General features: G+C 60.7%; 16 protein-coding genes. 15 read left to right on the forward strand and 1 reads right to left on the reverse strand.

What is annotated here, in order from left to right; translation table 11 throughout:
• Window positions 1–18 precede the first annotated feature (18 nt).
• The 9 genes from ACSBQS_RS01770 (at window position 19) to nei (ending at window position 7,534) form a co-directional block, all read left to right on the forward strand.
• Complete coding sequence (locus tag ACSBQS_RS01770) at window positions 19–999, forward strand: MBL fold metallo-hydrolase (protein WP_342165510.1); 981 nt, start codon at window positions 19–21, stop codon at window positions 997–999.
• Window positions 1,000–1,017: 18 nt separating this feature from the next.
• Window positions 1,018–1,761, forward strand: coding sequence for a type 2 GTP cyclohydrolase I (locus tag ACSBQS_RS01775; protein ID WP_016928738.1), 744 nt, complete (start codon window positions 1,018–1,020; stop codon window positions 1,759–1,761).
• A gap of 159 nt (window positions 1,762–1,920) precedes the next feature.
• The gene (gene pxpB / locus ACSBQS_RS01780; protein WP_071997796.1) at window positions 1,921–2,577 is read left to right on the forward strand and encodes a 5-oxoprolinase subunit PxpB; all 657 of its coding nucleotides are present in this window, start codon (window positions 1,921–1,923) and stop codon (window positions 2,575–2,577) included.
• Complete coding sequence (pxpC, locus tag ACSBQS_RS01785; RefSeq protein ID WP_047572334.1) at window positions 2,571–3,503, forward strand: 5-oxoprolinase subunit PxpC; 933 nt, start codon at window positions 2,571–2,573, stop codon at window positions 3,501–3,503. The genes pxpB and pxpC overlap by 7 nt, the downstream gene beginning before the upstream one ends.
• Complete coding sequence (gene pxpA / locus ACSBQS_RS01790) at window positions 3,493–4,233, forward strand: 5-oxoprolinase subunit PxpA (protein WP_004939906.1); 741 nt, start codon at window positions 3,493–3,495, stop codon at window positions 4,231–4,233. Before pxpC ends, pxpA begins: the two co-directional genes overlap by 11 nt.
• 54 nt (window positions 4,234–4,287) lie before the next feature.
• Window positions 4,288–5,019, forward strand: coding sequence for a DUF969 domain-containing protein (locus ACSBQS_RS01795; protein ID WP_016928734.1), 732 nt, complete (start codon window positions 4,288–4,290; stop codon window positions 5,017–5,019).
• A complete protein-coding gene (locus ACSBQS_RS01800) occupies window positions 5,016–6,035 on the forward strand; it encodes a DUF979 domain-containing protein (protein WP_033642193.1) in 1,020 nt (339 codons plus the stop codon). The genes ACSBQS_RS01795 and ACSBQS_RS01800 overlap by 4 nt, the downstream gene beginning before the upstream one ends.
• An 8-nt stretch (window positions 6,036–6,043) precedes the next feature.
• Complete coding sequence (gene pcp / locus ACSBQS_RS01805) at window positions 6,044–6,688, forward strand: pyroglutamyl-peptidase I (RefSeq protein WP_016928732.1); 645 nt, start codon at window positions 6,044–6,046, stop codon at window positions 6,686–6,688.
• 54 nt (window positions 6,689–6,742) lie between these two features.
• Window positions 6,743–7,534, forward strand: a complete 792-nt coding sequence (gene nei / locus ACSBQS_RS01810; protein ID WP_047025691.1) for an endonuclease VIII — start codon at window positions 6,743–6,745, stop codon at window positions 7,532–7,534.
• Between the two features lie 57 nt (window positions 7,535–7,591).
• Here nei and ACSBQS_RS01815 read toward each other — a convergent pair whose 3' ends face one another.
• Entirely contained in the window at window positions 7,592–8,884 is a 1,293-nt protein-coding gene (locus ACSBQS_RS01815; protein ID WP_033642196.1) for a citrate synthase, read from the reverse strand.
• Between the two features lie 729 nt (window positions 8,885–9,613).
• Here ACSBQS_RS01815 and sdhC point away from each other — a divergent pair.
• From sdhC to odhB, 6 genes are all read left to right on the forward strand, one after another.
• On the forward strand, window positions 9,614–10,003 hold the full coding sequence (gene sdhC, locus ACSBQS_RS01820; protein ID WP_004939893.1) for a succinate dehydrogenase cytochrome b556 subunit: 390 nt from the start codon (window positions 9,614–9,616) through the stop codon (window positions 10,001–10,003).
• Complete coding sequence (sdhD, locus tag ACSBQS_RS01825) at window positions 9,997–10,344, forward strand: succinate dehydrogenase membrane anchor subunit (RefSeq protein ID WP_004939891.1); 348 nt, start codon at window positions 9,997–9,999, stop codon at window positions 10,342–10,344. The genes sdhC and sdhD overlap by 7 nt, the downstream gene beginning before the upstream one ends.
• A complete protein-coding gene (gene sdhA, locus ACSBQS_RS01830) occupies window positions 10,345–12,111 on the forward strand; it encodes a succinate dehydrogenase flavoprotein subunit (RefSeq protein ID WP_015376974.1) in 1,767 nt (588 codons plus the stop codon).
• A gap of 16 nt (window positions 12,112–12,127) precedes the next feature.
• The gene (locus ACSBQS_RS01835) at window positions 12,128–12,844 is read left to right on the forward strand and encodes a succinate dehydrogenase iron-sulfur subunit (protein WP_015376975.1); all 717 of its coding nucleotides are present in this window, start codon (window positions 12,128–12,130) and stop codon (window positions 12,842–12,844) included.
• A 275-nt stretch (window positions 12,845–13,119) separates the two neighbouring features.
• Window positions 13,120–15,927 carry a 2-oxoglutarate dehydrogenase E1 component gene (gene sucA / locus ACSBQS_RS01840; RefSeq protein WP_033644215.1) on the forward strand — a complete coding sequence of 936 codons (2,808 nt, stop codon included), beginning with the start codon at window positions 13,120–13,122 and terminating at the stop codon, window positions 15,925–15,927.
• A 64-nt stretch (window positions 15,928–15,991) separates the two neighbouring features.
• Window positions 15,992–17,206: a 2-oxoglutarate dehydrogenase complex dihydrolipoyllysine-residue succinyltransferase gene (gene odhB, locus ACSBQS_RS01845; protein ID WP_033642197.1), complete on the forward strand. Its 1,215-nt coding sequence runs from the start codon at window positions 15,992–15,994 to the stop codon at window positions 17,204–17,206.
• The last annotated feature ends 15 nt before the right edge of the window (window positions 17,207–17,221 follow it).

Raw genomic sequence — 17,221 nt, forward strand, 5'->3', positions numbered from 1 at the left:
ACTGCAAGGAGCGACGTAATGATGAAAAAGGTGCTGGCTCTGTGCCTGAGCGGCTATTCCGCGCTGGCGATCGCCGGCTTTGACGTGGTGGCGCTGGGCGTCGACGGCGGCGTCAGCGACGGCAACCTGACCTCTTATCTGATCCGCAGCGATAATCAGCCGCAGTATGTGGCGCTGGACGCCGGCTCGCTGCTGCCGGGCATCGCCAAAGGGCTGGAGAAGGGCAGTTTCCCGCAGGTGACCCCCGAGCTGGCCGCGCCTTATACGCCGCAGGGCTATGTGTTCCGGCAGTTGATCGGCGGCTATTTCATCAGCCACGGCCATCTGGACCACGTGGCGGGGCTGATCGTCGGCTCGCCCGAAGATAATAAAAAAACCGTTTACGCCCAGGCGGACACCGTGCTGACCCTGCGCAACCATTACTTCAACTGGAAGGCCTGGCCGAACTTTACCGACGCCGGCAACGGCTCGCGGCTGGGCACCTACCGGCTGCAAACGGTGCGGCCGCAGCAGCGCTTTACCCTCGGCCTGACCGGGTTGACCGGCGTGATGTACCCGCTCAGCCACGATCGCTACCCGTCATCAATGCTGCTGATTTCCAACGGCAACGAGTTCTTCGCCTACTTCGGCGATACCGGGCCGGACAAGGTGGAGCAGTCGCGCGATCTCGATACCGTGTGGCGCGTGCTGGGGCCGCTTGTCGAGCAGAAAAAGCTCAAGGGCATGATTATCGAAACCTCTTACCCTAACGGGGTGGAGGACAAACATCTGTACGGCCATCTGACGCCGGCCTGGCTGCTGAAGGAGCTGAAGAACCTGACGCAGTACAGCGGCGGCGAAGGCTCGCTGAACGGTCTGCCGGTGGTGATCAGCCACATCAAACCGAGCCTGAAGCAGGGCGAAGAGGCGCGCGCCGCCATTTCGCAGCAGCTGGCGCAGGGCAACGATCTGGGGGTGAAATTCATCCTGATGGCGCAGGGCGACCGGCAGACATTTTGACTATGAAGAGAGAAGAGAATGCGTAACCTCGATCTGGAACAACTGATCAACACGGAACTGAACGCCGCGGCGTTTCAGGACTATGCCCCCAATGGATTGCAGGTGGAAGGGCGCCCGCACGTGCAGCGCATCGTGACCGGCGTCACTGCCTGTCAGGCGCTGTTGGACGCCGCGGTGGCGCATCAGGCCGACGCGATCATCGTGCATCACGGCTATTTCTGGAAAAACGAGGCGCCGGCGGTGCGCGGCATGAAGCGCAACCGTCTGAAAACGCTGTTGACCCACGACATCAATCTGTACGGCTACCACTTGCCGCTGGACGCGCATCCGGTGCTGGGCAACAACGCGCAGCTGGCGCAGGCGCTGGGCATTCGGGTGATTGGCGACGTCGAGCCGCTGGTGCCGCACGGGGAATTCGAACAGCCGCTGACCGGCGAAGCGCTGCAACAGCGCATCGAAAGCCGGCTGGGGCGCGCGGTGCTGCACTGCGGCGATAACGCGCCTGAGCATATTCGCCGAGTGGCCTGGTGCACCGGCGGCGGCCAGGGCTTTATCGACAGCGCGGCGCGCTTCGGCGTCGATGCTTTCATCAGCGGTGAAGTGTCTGAGCAGACCATTCACAGCGCGCGCGAAATGGGCGTGCATTTCTTTGCCGCCGGCCACCACGCAACCGAGCGCGGCGGCGTGAAAGCGCTGGGGGAATGGCTGGCTCAGCACCACGGTTTTGATGTGACCTTTATCGATATCCCGAATCCCGCCTGATTTTTTTCTGCGTCGGATCCAGCCCGGCCTGCGCGCCGGCTGAATCCTTTTACCGCGCTATTTCCTTATTTTCCTTATGGTTGCGTTCTATTGACAGCCGGGGCTGCGTCACGCATAACTGGTGTGTTTTTCAGCGCGATAATAATAAGGAGAATAAGGGTGCAACAAGCGCGTTATTACCTTTTAGGTGAAAGAGCGGTAGTGCTTGAACTGTCACCGCCGGTGACGTTGCCGAGCCAGCAGCGCATCTGGGCGCTGGCGGAAAAGCTGAATCATCATCCTGACGTGCGGGAAGTGGTGCCGGGAATGAACAACCTGACGCTGCTGTTGCATACGCCGCAGGCCGACGCCGAAGCGATGCTCGCGTTACTGCAGCAGGGGTGGGAAAGCAAAGAGCGCCTGACGCCGGAGTCGCGTCAGGTGGAGATCCCGGTTGTCTACGGCGGGGAACAGGGCCCTGATCTGGATGAGGTGGCGCGCCATACCGGCATGACGCCGCGACAGGTGGTGGAATGCCACGCGGCGGCGGCCTACGTGGTCTATTTTCTCGGCTTTCAGCCGGGCTTCTCCTATTTGGGCGGCATGCCGGAAAAACTGGCGACGCCGCGCCGCGCCGAACCGCGTCTGGCGGTGGCGGCCGGCTCCGTCGGTATCGGCGGCGGCCAGACCGGCATCTATCCGCTGGCGACGCCCGGCGGCTGGCAGCTGATCGGCCGCACGCCGCTGGCGTTGTTCAATCCCCATGAAATGCCGCCGACGCTGCTGCGCCCGGGCGATAGCGTACGCTTTGTGCCGCAGAAGGAGGGCGTATGCTGATTATTCTGCGCGCCGGCATCTATACCACGGTGCAGGATTTGGGCCGTGAAGGATTTCGCCGTCTGGGCATCAGTACCGGCGGCGCGTTGGATCAACCGGCGCTGAAGATCGCCAACCTGCTGGTGGGCAACGCGCCGGAGGCCGCCGGGCTGGAGATCACGCTCGGCCAGTTCAGCGCCGAGTTTACCCGTCCCGGCTGGATCGCCCTGACCGGCGCCGGCTGCGACGCGCAGCTGGACGGTAAGCCGCTGTGGACCGGCTGGCGCTACCCGGTGAAAAAGGGGCAGCGGCTGGTGCTGGGCACGCCGAAGCGCGGCATGCGCAGTTATCTCGCGATCGCCGGCGGTATCGCCGTGCCGGAAATGCTGGGCTCGCGCAGCACCGACATGAAAGCCGCCTTTGGCGGGTGCGAGGGGCGTAATCTGAAGGACGGCGATCGGTTGCCGCTGGGCAAATCCGCCGCTGAACCGCAAACCCGCTGTGGCGTGAAGCAGTTACTGTTCACCAATCGCATCCGTGCGTTGCCGGGGCCGGAGTACGCCGAATTCAGCGAAGAGGCGCAAGATGCGTTTTGGCGCGCCGCCTGGCAGCTCAGCCCGCAGAGCAACCGCATGGGCTACCGTCTGCACGGCGGCACGCCGCTGGCACGCACCACCGACAGAGAGATGCTGTCGCACGGCCTGATGCCCGGCGTGGTGCAGGTGCCGCACAACGGCCAGCCGATCGTGCTGATGGCCGATGCGCAAACCACCGGCGGTTACCCGCGCATCGCCTGCGTGATCGAAGCCGATCTTTACCATTTGGCGCAGATCCGTCTCGGCGAACCGATCCATTTCGTTCTCTGTTCACTGGCCGAGGCGCAGCGCGCCAAGGCCGAGCAGGATCTTTTCCTTCGACAGATTGCCTGGGGGTTACATGATCGTTGATTTGAACGCCGATCTCGGCGAAGGCTGCGCCAACGACCAGGCGCTGTTGCAATTGGTGAGTTCGGCCAACATCGCCTGCGGCTTCCACGCCGGCGATGCGCAGACCATGCGTCAGTCGGTGCGCTGGGCATTGCAGTACGGCGTGGCGATCGGCGCCCACCCGAGTTTTCCCGATCGGGAGAATTTCGGCCGCACTCGCATGCAGCTGCCGCCGGAAACGGTGTACGCGCAGGTGGTGTATCAGCTCGGGGCGCTGGCGGCCATCGCCCGCGCCGAGGGCGGGGTGATGGTGCACGTTAAGCCGCACGGCATGCTGTACAACCAGGCGGCGGTTGAGCCGGCGCTGGCGGAAGCCATCGCCCGGGCGGTGCAGGCGGTCGATCCGGCGCTGCGGCTGGTGGGGCTGGCCGGCAGCGAGCTGATCCGCGCCGGGCAACGGCTCGGTCTGACCACCCGGCAGGAGGTGTTCGCCGATCGCGGTTATCAGGCCGACGGCACGCTGGTACCGCGCGGTTTGCCGGGGGCATTGATCGAGGATGATGAACAAGCGCTGGCGCAAACCCTGGAGATGGTGCGCCATCACCGGGTGCGCAGCGTCGATGGCGTTTGGACCGCCGTACAGGCGGAGACCGTCTGTCTGCACGGGGACGGCGAGCATGCGCTGGCGTATGCGCGCAAGCTGCGGGACAGTTTTGTTCAACAGGGCATCCGCGTCAGCGCAGAGCAGTAAAGCAAGACATAACATCACAAACAAAAAATTATTAGAAAATATCGAGGGAAGACTATGGAACAGGCCGTGAATCTCTGGCCACTGATCGGCATCGCCGCGATCGTGGTCGGGTTTGTATTGCGTTTCAATCCGGTGCTGGTGGTGATCGCCGCCGGCATCATTACCGGTCTGGCGGCGCTGATGCCGCTGGACGTCATTCTGGAAAAGCTCGGCGAGGGCTTTCTCAATACCCGAAACCTGCCGCTGATCCTGCTGCTGCCGCTGGCGGTGATCGGCCTGCTGGAACGTCACGGGCTTAAAGAGCGGGCGCAGGCGTGGATCGCCAAGATCAAAAGCGCCACCGCCGGCCGTTTGCTGATCGTGTACCTGTTCGTGCGCGAGATCACCGCGGCGATGGGGCTGACCAGCCTGGGCGGGCATCCGCAGATGGTGCGGCCGCTGCTGGCGCCGATGGCGGAAGGGGCGACGGAAAACCGCTACGGCGAGCTGCCGGAGCGTACCCGCCACCGCCTGCGCGCCATGTCGGCCGCTACCGACAACGTCGGGCTGTTCTTCGGCGAGGATATCTTCGTGGCCTTCGGTGCGATCATCTTCATGCATAACTTTATGCTGGAGTCCGGCGGCATTCAGACCGAGCCGCTGCATATCGCGCTGTGGGGCATTCCGACCGCCATTTTCGCTTTCCTGATCCACGCGTTCCGGCTGTATCGGATGGATAAACAGCTGAGCGCCGAGCTGGCGCAGCTGAATCAGGCGGCGCTGCAGGCGAAGGGGGAAGCGCGATGAACTTCCAGCAACAATACCTTTACTGGCTGGCCGGCGCGGTGCTGCTGATTGTGGCGGTGATGTCCTTGCGCGATCGCGCCAACCCGCGCCGCATCACCACCGGGCTGTTTTGGGGGCTGTACGGCCTGGTATTCCTGGTCGGCGACTGGACTTATCGCCTGCTGGGCGATGTACTGGGCGAGGGCAGTAACGAAAAACGCATGCTGCATATCATCGTTGGCGCGGTGGTGGTGGTGATGGCCCTGATTGCCGGCTTCGGCGGCGTGCGCCTCGGCAGCTATCACCAGCGGACGCCGCAGGAGCGCGAGGCGAGCGCCAAGCGCCTGGGCAACAAGCTGTTCATTCCCGCGCTGGCGATCCCGGTGGTGACGGTGGTCGGCGTGCTGCTGTTCAACAACGTGCCGGCGTTGCAAAACGCGGTATTCGGCAGCGGTAACCACGCGACGCTGATCACCCTGTTCTCGATGACCGTCGGCTGCCTGATCGGGTTGGCGATCGCGGTGACAATGACCCATGAGAAGGCGCTGCAGCCGATACAGGAAGCGCGGCGCCTGCTGGATTCGATCGGCTGGGCGTTCATTCTGCCGCAGATCCTCGCCACGCTGGGGCTGCTGTTTACCGTCGCCGGCGTTGGTACCGCGATCTCGCATTTGACCCAGGAATATCTGGCGGTCGATAACCGCTTTATCGCCGTGGCGGTCTACGCTATCGGTATGGCGGTGCTGACCATGGTGATGGGCAACGCCTTCGCCGCTTTCCCGATCGTTACCGCCGGCATCGGCATTCCGATCCTGGTGTTGCAGCACGGCGGCAACCCGGCGGTGATGGCGGCGATCGGCATGTTCTCCGGCTATTGCGGCACCCTGATGACGCCGATGGCGGCGAACTTCAACATTGTGCCGGCGGCGCTGCTGGAGTTGCCGGACAAGAATGCGGTGATCAAGGCGCAGGTGCCGACCGGCGTGCTGCTGCTGTTGGTTAACGTGTTCCTGCTGTATTTCCTGATGTTCCTGTAGGAGTAAGGATGCAAAAAGTATTGATTACCGGCTTCGAGCCGTTTGGCGGCGAGCGCCTCAATCCCTCCTGGGAAGTGGTGAAGCAGCTCAACGATATGGAACTGGTGGGCACGCGTATCGTGGCGCGCCAGTTGCCGTGCGTGTTCGGGGCCGCGCTGGAGGCGCTCAATGCGGCGATCGACGAGGTGCAGCCGGTGATGGTGCTGGCTATCGGCCAGGCCGGCGGCCGCACCGATATCACGATTGAACGGGTGGCGATCAACGTCGACGATGCGCGTATTCCCGACAATCAGGGGCAGCAGCCGGTGGATGAGCCGATCGTCGCCGGCGGTCCGGCGGCCTATTTCAGCACTTTGCCGATCAAAGCGATGGTGAGTTCGATGCGCGAGGCCGGCATTCCGGCCGCCGTTTCGCAGACTGCCGGCACCTACGTGTGCAACCATGTGATGTATGGGCTGCTGCACCGTTTGAGCGGCCAGCGCGAGGTGAAGGGCGGTTTTATCCATATCCCGTATCTGCCTGAGCAGGCGGCGGCGCACCCCGGCGCGCCGAGCATGGCGGCTTCGACGGTGCTGTTTGCGCTGGAGCTGGCCGTTTCCATCGCTTTGCAGGTGGAACACGATCTGAAAGTGGTGGGCGGCGCGACGCATTAATCAAGAGAATCCCCGGCGCATCGTGCTGCGCCGGGTCTACGCAAGGAGTGGTCTATGCCGGAAGGACCGGAGATCCGCCGGGCGGCGGACAAACTGGCGGCGGCGGTGATCGATCAGCCGCTGACCGCCGTCGATTTCGCTTTTCCCCAGTTGAAGCACTACCGCCAGCATTTGCTCGGCGAGCGCATCGTCGCCATCGAGCCGCGCGGCAAGGCGCTGTTGACCCACTTTTCCAATGGGCTGACGATGTACAGCCATAACCAGCTGTACGGCGTATGGAAAGTGGCGGCGGCGGGAGAGACGCCGGAGACCAAGCGCGATCTGCGGGTGCGGCTGGAAACCGCTCGCAGCGCAATATTGCTCTACAGCGCGTCCGACATCACCGTCGGGCCGCGCGAGGAGATAGAACAGCACCCGTTCCTGCAACGCATCGGCCCCGACGTGCTGGACATGACGTTGACGGTGGATGAGGTGCAGGAGCGTTTGCTGACGCCGCGTTTTCGCCGCAGGCAGCTGGGCGGCATGCTGCTCGACCAGGCGTTTCTCGCCGGATTGGGCAATTATCTGCGCGCCGAAATTCTGTGGCAGGCCGAACTGGCGCCGCAGCACAAACCGCAGGATCTGGCGCCGGAAGCGCTTTGGCGTCTGGCGGAGGCGCTGCTGGCGGTGCCGCGTCTTTCCTATCAGACGCGCGGGCAGGCGGATGAGAACCGCCATCACGGCGCGCTGTTTCGCTTCAAGGTGTTTCATCGCAGCGGCGAGCCCTGTGAGCGCTGCGGCGCGATGATTGTGCGCACCGACCTGTCGTCGCGGCCGTTTTATTGGTGCCCGGGCTGCCAGAAATAAGCAAAAAAAACGCCGCCCGAAGGGGCGGCGCTGTGCGGTTTCAGCCGGGGAAGCGGCTTACTTGGTTTTCAGCTGGGATTTGAAATCACGCTCGGCATAGCCGGTGTACAGCTGACGCGGACGGGCAATTTTGATGCCTTCGTCGTGCATTTCGTTCCAGTGCGCGATCCAGCCGATGGTGCGCGCGATGGCGAAGATCACGGTGAACATGGAAGAAGGAATGCCCATCGCCTTCAGGATGATGCCTGAGTAGAAGTCGACGTTCGGGTACAGTTTCTTCTCGATGAAGTACGGGTCGTTCAGCGCGATGTGCTCCAGCTCCATCGCCACCTGCAGCAGGTTGTCGTCCTTCTTGTTCAGCTCTTTCAGCACTTCGTGACAGGTCTCGCGCATCACGGTGGCGCGCGGATCGTAGTTCTTGTACACGCGGTGGCCGAAGCCCATCAGGCGGAAGGAGTCGTTCTTGTCCTTGGCGCGCTTGATGAATTCCGGAATGTGATCGACGGTCTTGATCTCTTCCAGCATTTTCAGCGCCGCTTCGTTGGCGCCGCCGTGCGCCGGCCCCCACAGGGAGGCGATGCCGGCCGCGATGCAGGCGAACGGGTTGGCGCCGGAAGAGCCGGCGGTGCGCACGGTCGAGGTAGAGGCGTTCTGCTCATGGTCGGCGTGCAGGATCAGGATGCGATCCATGGCGCGTTCCAATACCGGGTTCACCACGTACTCTTCGCACGGGGTGGCGAACATCATGTGCAGGAAGTTGCCGGCATAGGACAGATCGTTGCGCGGATAAACGAACGGCTGGCCCAGGGAGTATTTGTAGCACATCGCGGCCACGGTCGGCATTTTGGACAGCAGACGGAATGCGGTGATTTCACGGTGACGCTCGTTGTTGACGTCCAGCGCATCGTGGTAGAACGCCGCCAGCGCGCCGGTCACGCCGCACAGCACCGCCATCGGGTGCGAGTCGCGACGGAAGCCACGGAACAGATGGGTGATCTGGTCGTGGATCATGGTGTGGCGGGTAACGGTTGTTTTGAAGGTCTCGAACTCTTCCGGCGTCGGGGTCTCGCCGTACAGCAGGATGTAGCACACTTCCAGGTAGGAAGATTCTTTCGCCAGCTGTTCGATAGGGAAGCCGCGGTGCAGCAGCACGCCTTTGTCGCCGTCGATGAAGGTAATCTTGGATTCGCAAGAAGCGGTGGAGGTAAAGCCGGGATCAAATGTGAAATAACCTTTGGAACCCAGAGCGCGGACATCGAGGACATCAGGGCCCAGTGTCGGTGTCAATACGCCCAGTTCGATCGGAGCTTCGCTGTCGTTAATGGTTAGCGTCGCTTTCTTATCAGTCATTTACTGTCTCCTTAGCGCCTTATTTTAAAAACCACTAACAACTGAAATACCTTAAATCTCTGCAGGTTGCCCGCAAAAAATGGTGCGGACGCTAACTCTGTGAGCGACTGCGCAACTGTGCGCGGGTAGGGTACAGAGTGCTGACCAGGCGAACGAGACGGGTGACCAGTTGTTAACGATTCAGAGTAATTCGTTATAGTCTGTTAATCTTACCTATGAGCTGTTCGAAGAGATGTGAACCTATCCCAATAAACTGTTTTTATTTGCTTTATTTGCTTTTTGACGCCGGCAAAATCGAGCGGGAAACAACGGCTATTGGGATAGGTTCGCCAAATACACTGTTGCATAACTCGAACCCGGGGGGAAGTGTATCTGCTGACCCGTAGCGCATCATAGGACCGTTTGTGCCCCTATATGTAATGGAAATGTTGATCTCTTGTCAAATCAGATAATTAATTTTGCACTAATTGTGAAATCCGTGATCTGAATCACTGTTCGGGGGAAATGTTATCAAAGCGGTTGTATGAGAATTGTAATCAGAATGTGATCCTCCTATACTGCCGCCAGGTCTCCGGATTACCCTGAAGTAGGAGCACCCAGCGTTATAAATGCGCGCCGTTTGAGCACAGAGGATGTTGATGTTTGAGCGCGTGACGTGTAAGGGTTTTAGGCTCTTAACGCTGTCTGATCCCCGCCCAGGCCCGGAGGAAGGAAAATAATAAGAGCTGTGTGGGCAAATACGTGAAAAAACAACGACCTGTCAACTTGGATCTGCAAACGATCCGGTTCCCCGTAACTGCGATAGCGTCTATCTTACACCGAGTCTCTGGCGTAATTACCTTCGTTGCCGTGGGTATCCTCCTCTGGCTGCTGGGCCTGTCACTCTCTTCCCAAGAGGGGTTCCTGCAGGCGGCCGCCATCATGAATAGCTTCATCGTCAAATTCATATTCTGGGGCATCCTCACGGCGCTGGCCTATCACATTTGCGGTGGCATCCGTCACTTGTTAATGGATTTTGGCTACATCGAAGAGAGTTTGGCCGCCGGCACCCGTTCCGCCCAGGTGGCGATCGGTCTGACCGTCGTGCTGTCAGTTCTGGCTGGAGTCCTCGTATGGTAAACAACGTTTCTGCATTAGGGCGCAACGGCGTGCACGATTGGCTGCTGCTGCGTGCTTCCGCTATCATCATCACCCTGTACGTCCTGTATATCCTGGGCTTTTTCGTCACGGCTCCGGAACTCACTTATGACATCTGGCGCGGTTTCTTCGCCACTTCCATTACGAAAGTGTTCACTCTGCTGACCTTGCTGTCGATTCTGGTTCACGCCTGGATCGGGCTGTGGCAGGTGCTGACGGACTACGTCAAGCCGCTGGCGGTTCGCCTGGTGTTGCAGCTGGCTGTCGTGGTCGCGTTGCTGGTCTATTTACTGTACGGAACAATCGTAGTGTGGGGTGCTTAAATGAAACTGCCAGTCAGAGAGTTTGATGCCGTCGTAATCGGCGCCGGCGGTGCGGGCATGCGTGCCGCGCTGCAAATTTCCCAAGCGGGCTCGACCTGTGCCCTGCTGTCCAAAGTTTTCCCGACCCGTTCCCATACCGTGTCCGCCCAGGGCGGCATCACCGTCGCGCTCGGCAACAGCCACGAGGACAACTGGGAATGGCATATGTACGACACGGTGAAAGGTTCCGACTATATCGGTGACCAGGACGCCATCGAATATATGTGTAAAACCGGCCCGGAAGCGATTCTGGAACTGGAACACATGGGTCTGCCGTTCTCTCGCCTGGACGACGGCCGCATCTATCAGCGCCCGTTCGGCGGCCAGTCGCTGAACTTCGGCGGCGAGCAGGCGGCGCGTACCGCCGCCGCAGCCGACCGTACCGGCCACGCGCTGCTGCATACCCTGTACCAACAGAACCTGAAAAACCACACCACCATTTTCTCCGAGTGGTATGCGCTCGATCTGGTGAAAAACCAGGACGGCGCGGTGGTCGGCACCACGGCTATCTGCATCGAAACCGGTGAAGTGGTTTACTTCAAAGCCAAGGCCACCGTGCTGGCGACCGGCGGCGCAGGCCGTATTTACCAGTCCACCACCAACGCCCACATCAACACCGGCGACGGTGTCGGCATGGCGCTGCGCGCCGGTGTGCCGGTGCAGGACATGGAAATGTGGCAGTTCCACCCGACCGGCATCGCTGGCGCGGGCGTGCTGGTGACCGAAGGCTGCCGCGGCGAAGGCGGTTACCTGCTGAACAAGCACGGCGAGCGCTTCATGGAGCGTTATGCGCCGAACGCCAAAGATCTGGCGGGGCGCGACGTGGTTGCCCGTTCGATCATGATCGAAATCCGCGAAGGCCGCGGCTGCGACGGTCCTTGGGGCCCGCACGCCAAGCTGAAGCTGGATCACCTGGGCAAAGAGGTGCTGGAATCCCGTCTGCCGGGCATTCTGGAGCTGTCCCGCACCTTCGCGCACGTCGATCCGGTGAAAGAGCCGATCCCGGTTATCCCAACCTGTCACTATATGATGGGCGGCATTCCGACCAAGGTGACCGGTCAGGCGCTGACCGTGAACGAGAAAGGCGAAGACGTGGTGATCCCGGGGCTGTTCGCCGTGGGCGAAATCGCCTGCGTATCGGTGCACGGCGCCAACCGTCTGGGCGGCAACTCGCTGCTGGACCTGGTGGTATTCGGCCGTTCCGCCGGCATGCACCTGCAGGAATCGTTGGAAGAGCAGGGCGTGAGCCGTGACGCCAGCGACTCCGACGTGGAAGCTTCGCTTGATCGTCTGAACCGTTGGAACAATACCCGTTCTGGCGAAGACCCGGTCGAGATTCGCAAAGCGCTGCAGTCTTGCATGCAGCACAACTTCTCGGTATTCCGCGAAGGCGATGCGATGGCCAAGGGCCTGGAAGAACTGAAAGTGATCCGTGAACGTCTGAAGAACGCACGCCTGGACGATACCTCCAGCGAGTTCAACACCCAGCGCATCGAGTGCCTGGAGTTGGATAACCTGATGGAGACCGCGTATTCCACCGCCGTGTCGGCCAACTTCCGTACCGAGAGCCGTGGCGCACACAGCCGCTTCGACTACCCGGAACGCGATGACGCCAACTGGCTGTGCCATTCGCTGTATCTGCCGCAATCGGAAAGCATGACGCGTCGTGAAGTGAACATGCAACCGAAGCTGCGCCCGGCATTCCCGCCGAAAGTGCGTTCTTACTAATTGCGGAGATCGACAGATGAAACTCGAATTTTCCATTTATCGCTACAATCCGGATGTCGACGACGCGCCGCACATGCAGGACTACACCCTGGAAGCGGAAGAAGGCCGTGACATGATGCTGCTGGATGCGTTGATCCAGCTGAAAGAAAAAGATCCGACCCTGTCGTTCCGTCGCTCATGCCGCGAAGGCGTGTGCGGTTCCGACGGCCTGAACATGAACGGTAAAAACGGCCTGGCGTGCATCACCCCGGTTTCGTCGCTGCGCAAAGGCAACGGCAAGATCGTGATCCGTCCGCTGCCGGGGCTGCCGGTGGTGCGCGATCTGGTGGTGGATATGGGTCAGTTCTACACCCAGTATGAAAAGATCAAGCCATACCTGCTGAACGACGGCAAGAATCCGCCGGCGCGTGAGCACCTGCAGTCGCCGGAACAGCGCGCCAAGCTGGACGGTCTGTACGAGTGCATCCTGTGCGCCTGCTGCTCGACTTCGTGCCCATCGTTCTGGTGGAACCCGGACAAGTTCATCGGGCCTGCCGGTCTGTTGGCGGCGTATCGCTTCCTGATCGACAGCCGTGACACGGAAACGCAAGAACGTTTAGATGATCTGGACGATGCTTTTAGTGTTTTCCGCTGCCATAGCATTATGAATTGTGTCAGTGTATGTCCTAAAGGCTTGAACCCGACGCGTGCGATCGGGCATATCAAGTCCATGCTGCTGCAACGCGGCGCATAAACGGAATGAGATGCTGCGCCGGGCTCTTTTCCGGCGCACATCCCATAGGGGAGGGAACCTCTAAAAACTGACCCGCGGCTGCGGCGCTATGCAGCCTGGTTCTTCCGCCGGTTTTTAGAGGTTCCTTGTAAGGGACCGCAAGGTCCATAACAGAACGTATCGGGCCGTCATGGCCGCAAGTACGTCGAGTGAACCGTTTTACGGCAAACCGTATTCATCACGGTAATTATGTTAACCACGGCGAAAACTAAAGCTTCAAAGCTTAAGGGATCATGATGCAGAACGGCGCAATGAAGGCCTGGCTGGATTCCTCCTATCTGGCGGGCGCGAACCAGTCTTACATAGAGCAGCTCTATGAAGATTTCTTAACCGATCCGGGTTCCGTTGAAGATAGCTGGCGTTCCATTTTTCAACAGCTACCAACCGCGGGTGTCAAACCCGATCAGCTCCACTCTCAAACGCGCGACTACTTCCGCCGCTTGGCGAAAGACTCCGCGCGCTACAACACCACCATCACCGATCCGGCAACCGATGCCAAACAGGTCAAGGTACTGCAGCTGATCAACGCCTTCCGCTTCCGCGGACATCAGCATGCCAACCTCGATCCGCTCGGCCTGTGGCAGCGCGAGCAAGTTCCTGACCTTGAGCCCGCTTACCACAACCTGACCGAAGCCGATTTCCAGGAAACCTTCAACGTGGGCTCTTTCGCCATCGGCAAAGAAACCATGAAGCTGGGCGATCTGTACGCCGCGCTGAAGCAGACCTACTGCGGTTCGATCGGCGCTGAATACATGCACATCACCAACACCGAAGAGAAACGCTGGATCCAGCAGCGCATCGAGTCGGTGGTGGGGCGCGCCAGCTTTACCGCCGACGAAAAACGCCGTTTCCTGAACGAGCTGACCGCTGCGGAAGGCCTGGAACGCTACCTGGGCGCCAAATTCCCGGGCGCCAAACGCTTCTCGCTGGAAGGCGGCGACGCGCTGGTGCCGATGCTGAAAGAGATGGTGCGCCACGCCGGCAAGAACGGCACGCGTGAAGTGGTGTTGGGCATGGCCCACCGCGGCCGTCTGAACGTGCTGATCAACGTGCTGGGCAAAAAGCCGGCCGACCTGTTCGACGAATTCGCCGGCAAGCATAAAGAACACCTCGGCACCGGTGACGTGAAATATCACCAGGGCTTCTCCTCCGACGTGGAAACCGAAGGCGGCATGGTTCACCTGGCGCTGGCGTTCAACCCGTCGCACCTGGAGATCGTCAGCCCGGTGGTCATGGGGTCGGTTCGCGCCCGTCGCGATCGTCTGGACGAAGCGCGCAGCAACATGGTGCTGCCGATCACCATCCACGGCGACGCCGCCATTACCGGCCAGGGCGTGGTTCAGGAAACCCTGAACATGTCTCAGGCTCGCGGCTACGAAGTGGGCGGCACCGTGCGCATCGTCATCAACAACCAGGTTGGCTTCACCACCTCCAACCCGCTGGATGCGCGCTCTACCGAATATTGCACCGACATCGCCAAAATGGTTCAGGCGCCGATCTTCCACGTTAACGCGGACGATCCGGAAGCCGTGGCCTTCGTCACTCGCCTGGCGTTGGATTTCCGTAACACCTTTAAGCGTGACGTGATGATCGATCTGGTCTGCTACCGTCGCCATGGGCACAACGAGGCCGATGAGCCGAGCGCCACCCAGCCGGTGATGTATCAGAAGATCAAGAAACATCCTACGCCGCGCAAAATCTACGCTGACATTCTGACCGAACAGAAAGTGGCCAGCCTGGAAGATGCCACGGAAATGGTCAACCTGTATCGTGATGCGCTCGACCGCGGCGATTGTGTGGTTGAAGAATGGCGTCCGATGAATCTGCACTCCTTCACCTGGTCGCCGTACCTGAACCACGAGTGGGACGAAGAGTACCCGAGCAAGGTTGAGATGAAGCGTCTGCAGGAACTGGGCCGCCGCATCAGCACCGTGCCGGAAGCGATCGAAATGCAGTCACGCGTGGCGAAAATCTACGCTGACCGTGCCGAGATGGCGGCGGGCAACAAGCCGTTCGACTGGGGCGCCGCCGAAACGCTGGCCTACGCCACCATGGCGGATGAAGGCATTCCAATCCGCATCTCCGGCGAAGACGCCGGCCGCGGCACCTTCTTCCACCGTCACGCGGTGGTGCACAACCAGAAAAACGGTTCGGTCTATGTTCCGCTGGCGAATATCCACAGCGGCCAGGGCGAATTCAAGGTCTGGGACTCCGTGCTGTCTGAAGAGGCGGTGCTGGCGTTCGAATACGGCTACGCCACGGCGGAACCGCGCACGCTGACCATCTGGGAAGCGCAGTTCGGCGACTTCGCCAACGGCGCGCAGGTTGTTATCGACCAGTTCATCAGCTCCGGCGAGCAAAAATGGGGCCGTATGTGCGGCCTGGTGATGCTGCTGCCGCACGGCTATGAAGGCCAGGGCCCAGAGCACTCCTCCGCGCGTCTGGAACGTTATCTGCAGCTGTGCGCTGAGCAGAACATGCAGGTGTGCGTCCCGTCCACGCCGGCGCAGGTTTACCACATGCTGCGTCGTCAGGCGCTGCGCGGTATGCGTCGTCCGCTGGTGGTGATGTCGCCGAAGTCGCTGCTGCGTCACCCGCTGGCGGTCTCTTCGCTGGACGAGCTGGCCAATGGCACCTTCCTGCCGGCGATCGGCGAGATCGACGATTTGGATCCGAAAGCGGTCAAGCGCGTCGTGCTGTGCTCCGGTAAGGTTTACTACGACCTGCTGGAACAGCGTCGCAAGAACGAGCAGAAAGACGTGGCCATCGTGCGCATCGAGCAGCTGTATCCGTTCCCGCATCAGGCCGTGCAGGCCGTGCTGGAGCAATACTCGCACGTGCATGACTTCGTCTGGTGTCAGGAAGAGCCGCTGAACCAGGGCGCCTGGTACTGCAGCCAACACAACTTCCGTGAAGTGGTGCCGTTCGGGGCTTCTTTACGTTACGCAGGACGTCCGGCCTCCGCCTCTCCGGCGGTGGGTTATATGTCCGTACACCAGAAGCAGCAGCAGGCTCTGGTGAATGATGCGCTGAATATTGACTAATGTTCGCTCGCTTGCCGGCCGAGGGGCCGGCAAGCAGATGATAAAAAACTTAAGGGAAAGCTAAATGAGTAGCGTAGATATTCTGGTTCCTGACCTTCCTGAATCGGTTGCCGATGCAACCGTAGCCACCTGGCACAAGAAACCGGGCGACAGCGTTCAGCGTGACGAAGTCCTGGTTGAAATCGAAACCGACAAAGTGGTGTTGGAAGTGCCGGCCAGTGAAGCGGGTATTCTCGATGCTATCGTGGAAGAAGAGGGCGCGACCGTACTGTCTCGCCAGCTGCTCGGCCGCATCCGTCCGGGCGACAGCTCCGGCAAGCCGACCGCTGAGAAGAGCCAGGAGAAAGAAGCCACGCCTGCACAGCGCGCGACCGCGAGCCTGGAAGAAGAAAGCAATGACGCGCTCAGCCCGGCGATTCGCCGCCTGATTGCTGAACACGATCTCGATGCCGGCGCCATCAAAGGCACCGGCGTGGGTGGCCGCATTACGCGTGAAGACGTGGAAGCGCACCTGGCCAAAGGCGGCGCCGCTGCCAAACCAGCCGCCGCTGAAGCCGCGCCGCAGCCTGCTCTGGCCGGCCGCAGCGAAAAACGCGTGCCGATGACCCGCCTGCGCAAACGCGTCGCCGAGCGTCTGCTGGAAGCGAAAAACAGCACCGCGATGTTGACCACCTTCAACGAAATCAACATGCAGCCGATCATGGATCTGCGCAAGCAGTACGGCGAAGCCTTCGAGAAACGCCACGGCGTGCGTCTGGGCTTCATGTCCTTCTACATCAAGGCGGTGGTTGAAGCGCTGAAGCGTTTCCCGGAAGTGAACGCGTCGATCGACGGTTCCGACGTGGTTTACCACAACTACTTCGACATCAGCATCGCGGTTTCTACTCCGCGCGGCCTGGTGACGCCGGTACTGCGCGATGTGGACGCCATGAGCATGGCTGACATCGAGAAGAAAATCAAAGAGCTGGCCGTTAAGGGCCGCGACGGCAAACTGACCGTGGAAGAGCTGACCGGCGGTAACTTCACCATTACCAACGGCGGCGTATTCGGCTCCCTGATGTCCACCCCGATCATCAACCCGCCGCAGAGCGCCATCCTGGGCATGCACGCCATCAAAGATCGCCCAATGGCGGTCAATGGTCAGGTGGTGATCCAGCCGATGATGTATCTGGCGCTGTCTTATGACCACCGCCTGATCGACGGTAAAGAATCCGTCGGTTATCTGGTGACGGTCAAAGAGATGCTGGAAGATCCGGCTCGTCTGCTGCTGGACGTCTAGTAACCCTTGCCGGGC

Source organism: Serratia sp. H402Y (genome assembly GCF_051172415.1).
Lineage (GTDB): Bacteria > Pseudomonadota > Gammaproteobacteria > Enterobacterales > Enterobacteriaceae > Serratia > Serratia ureilytica.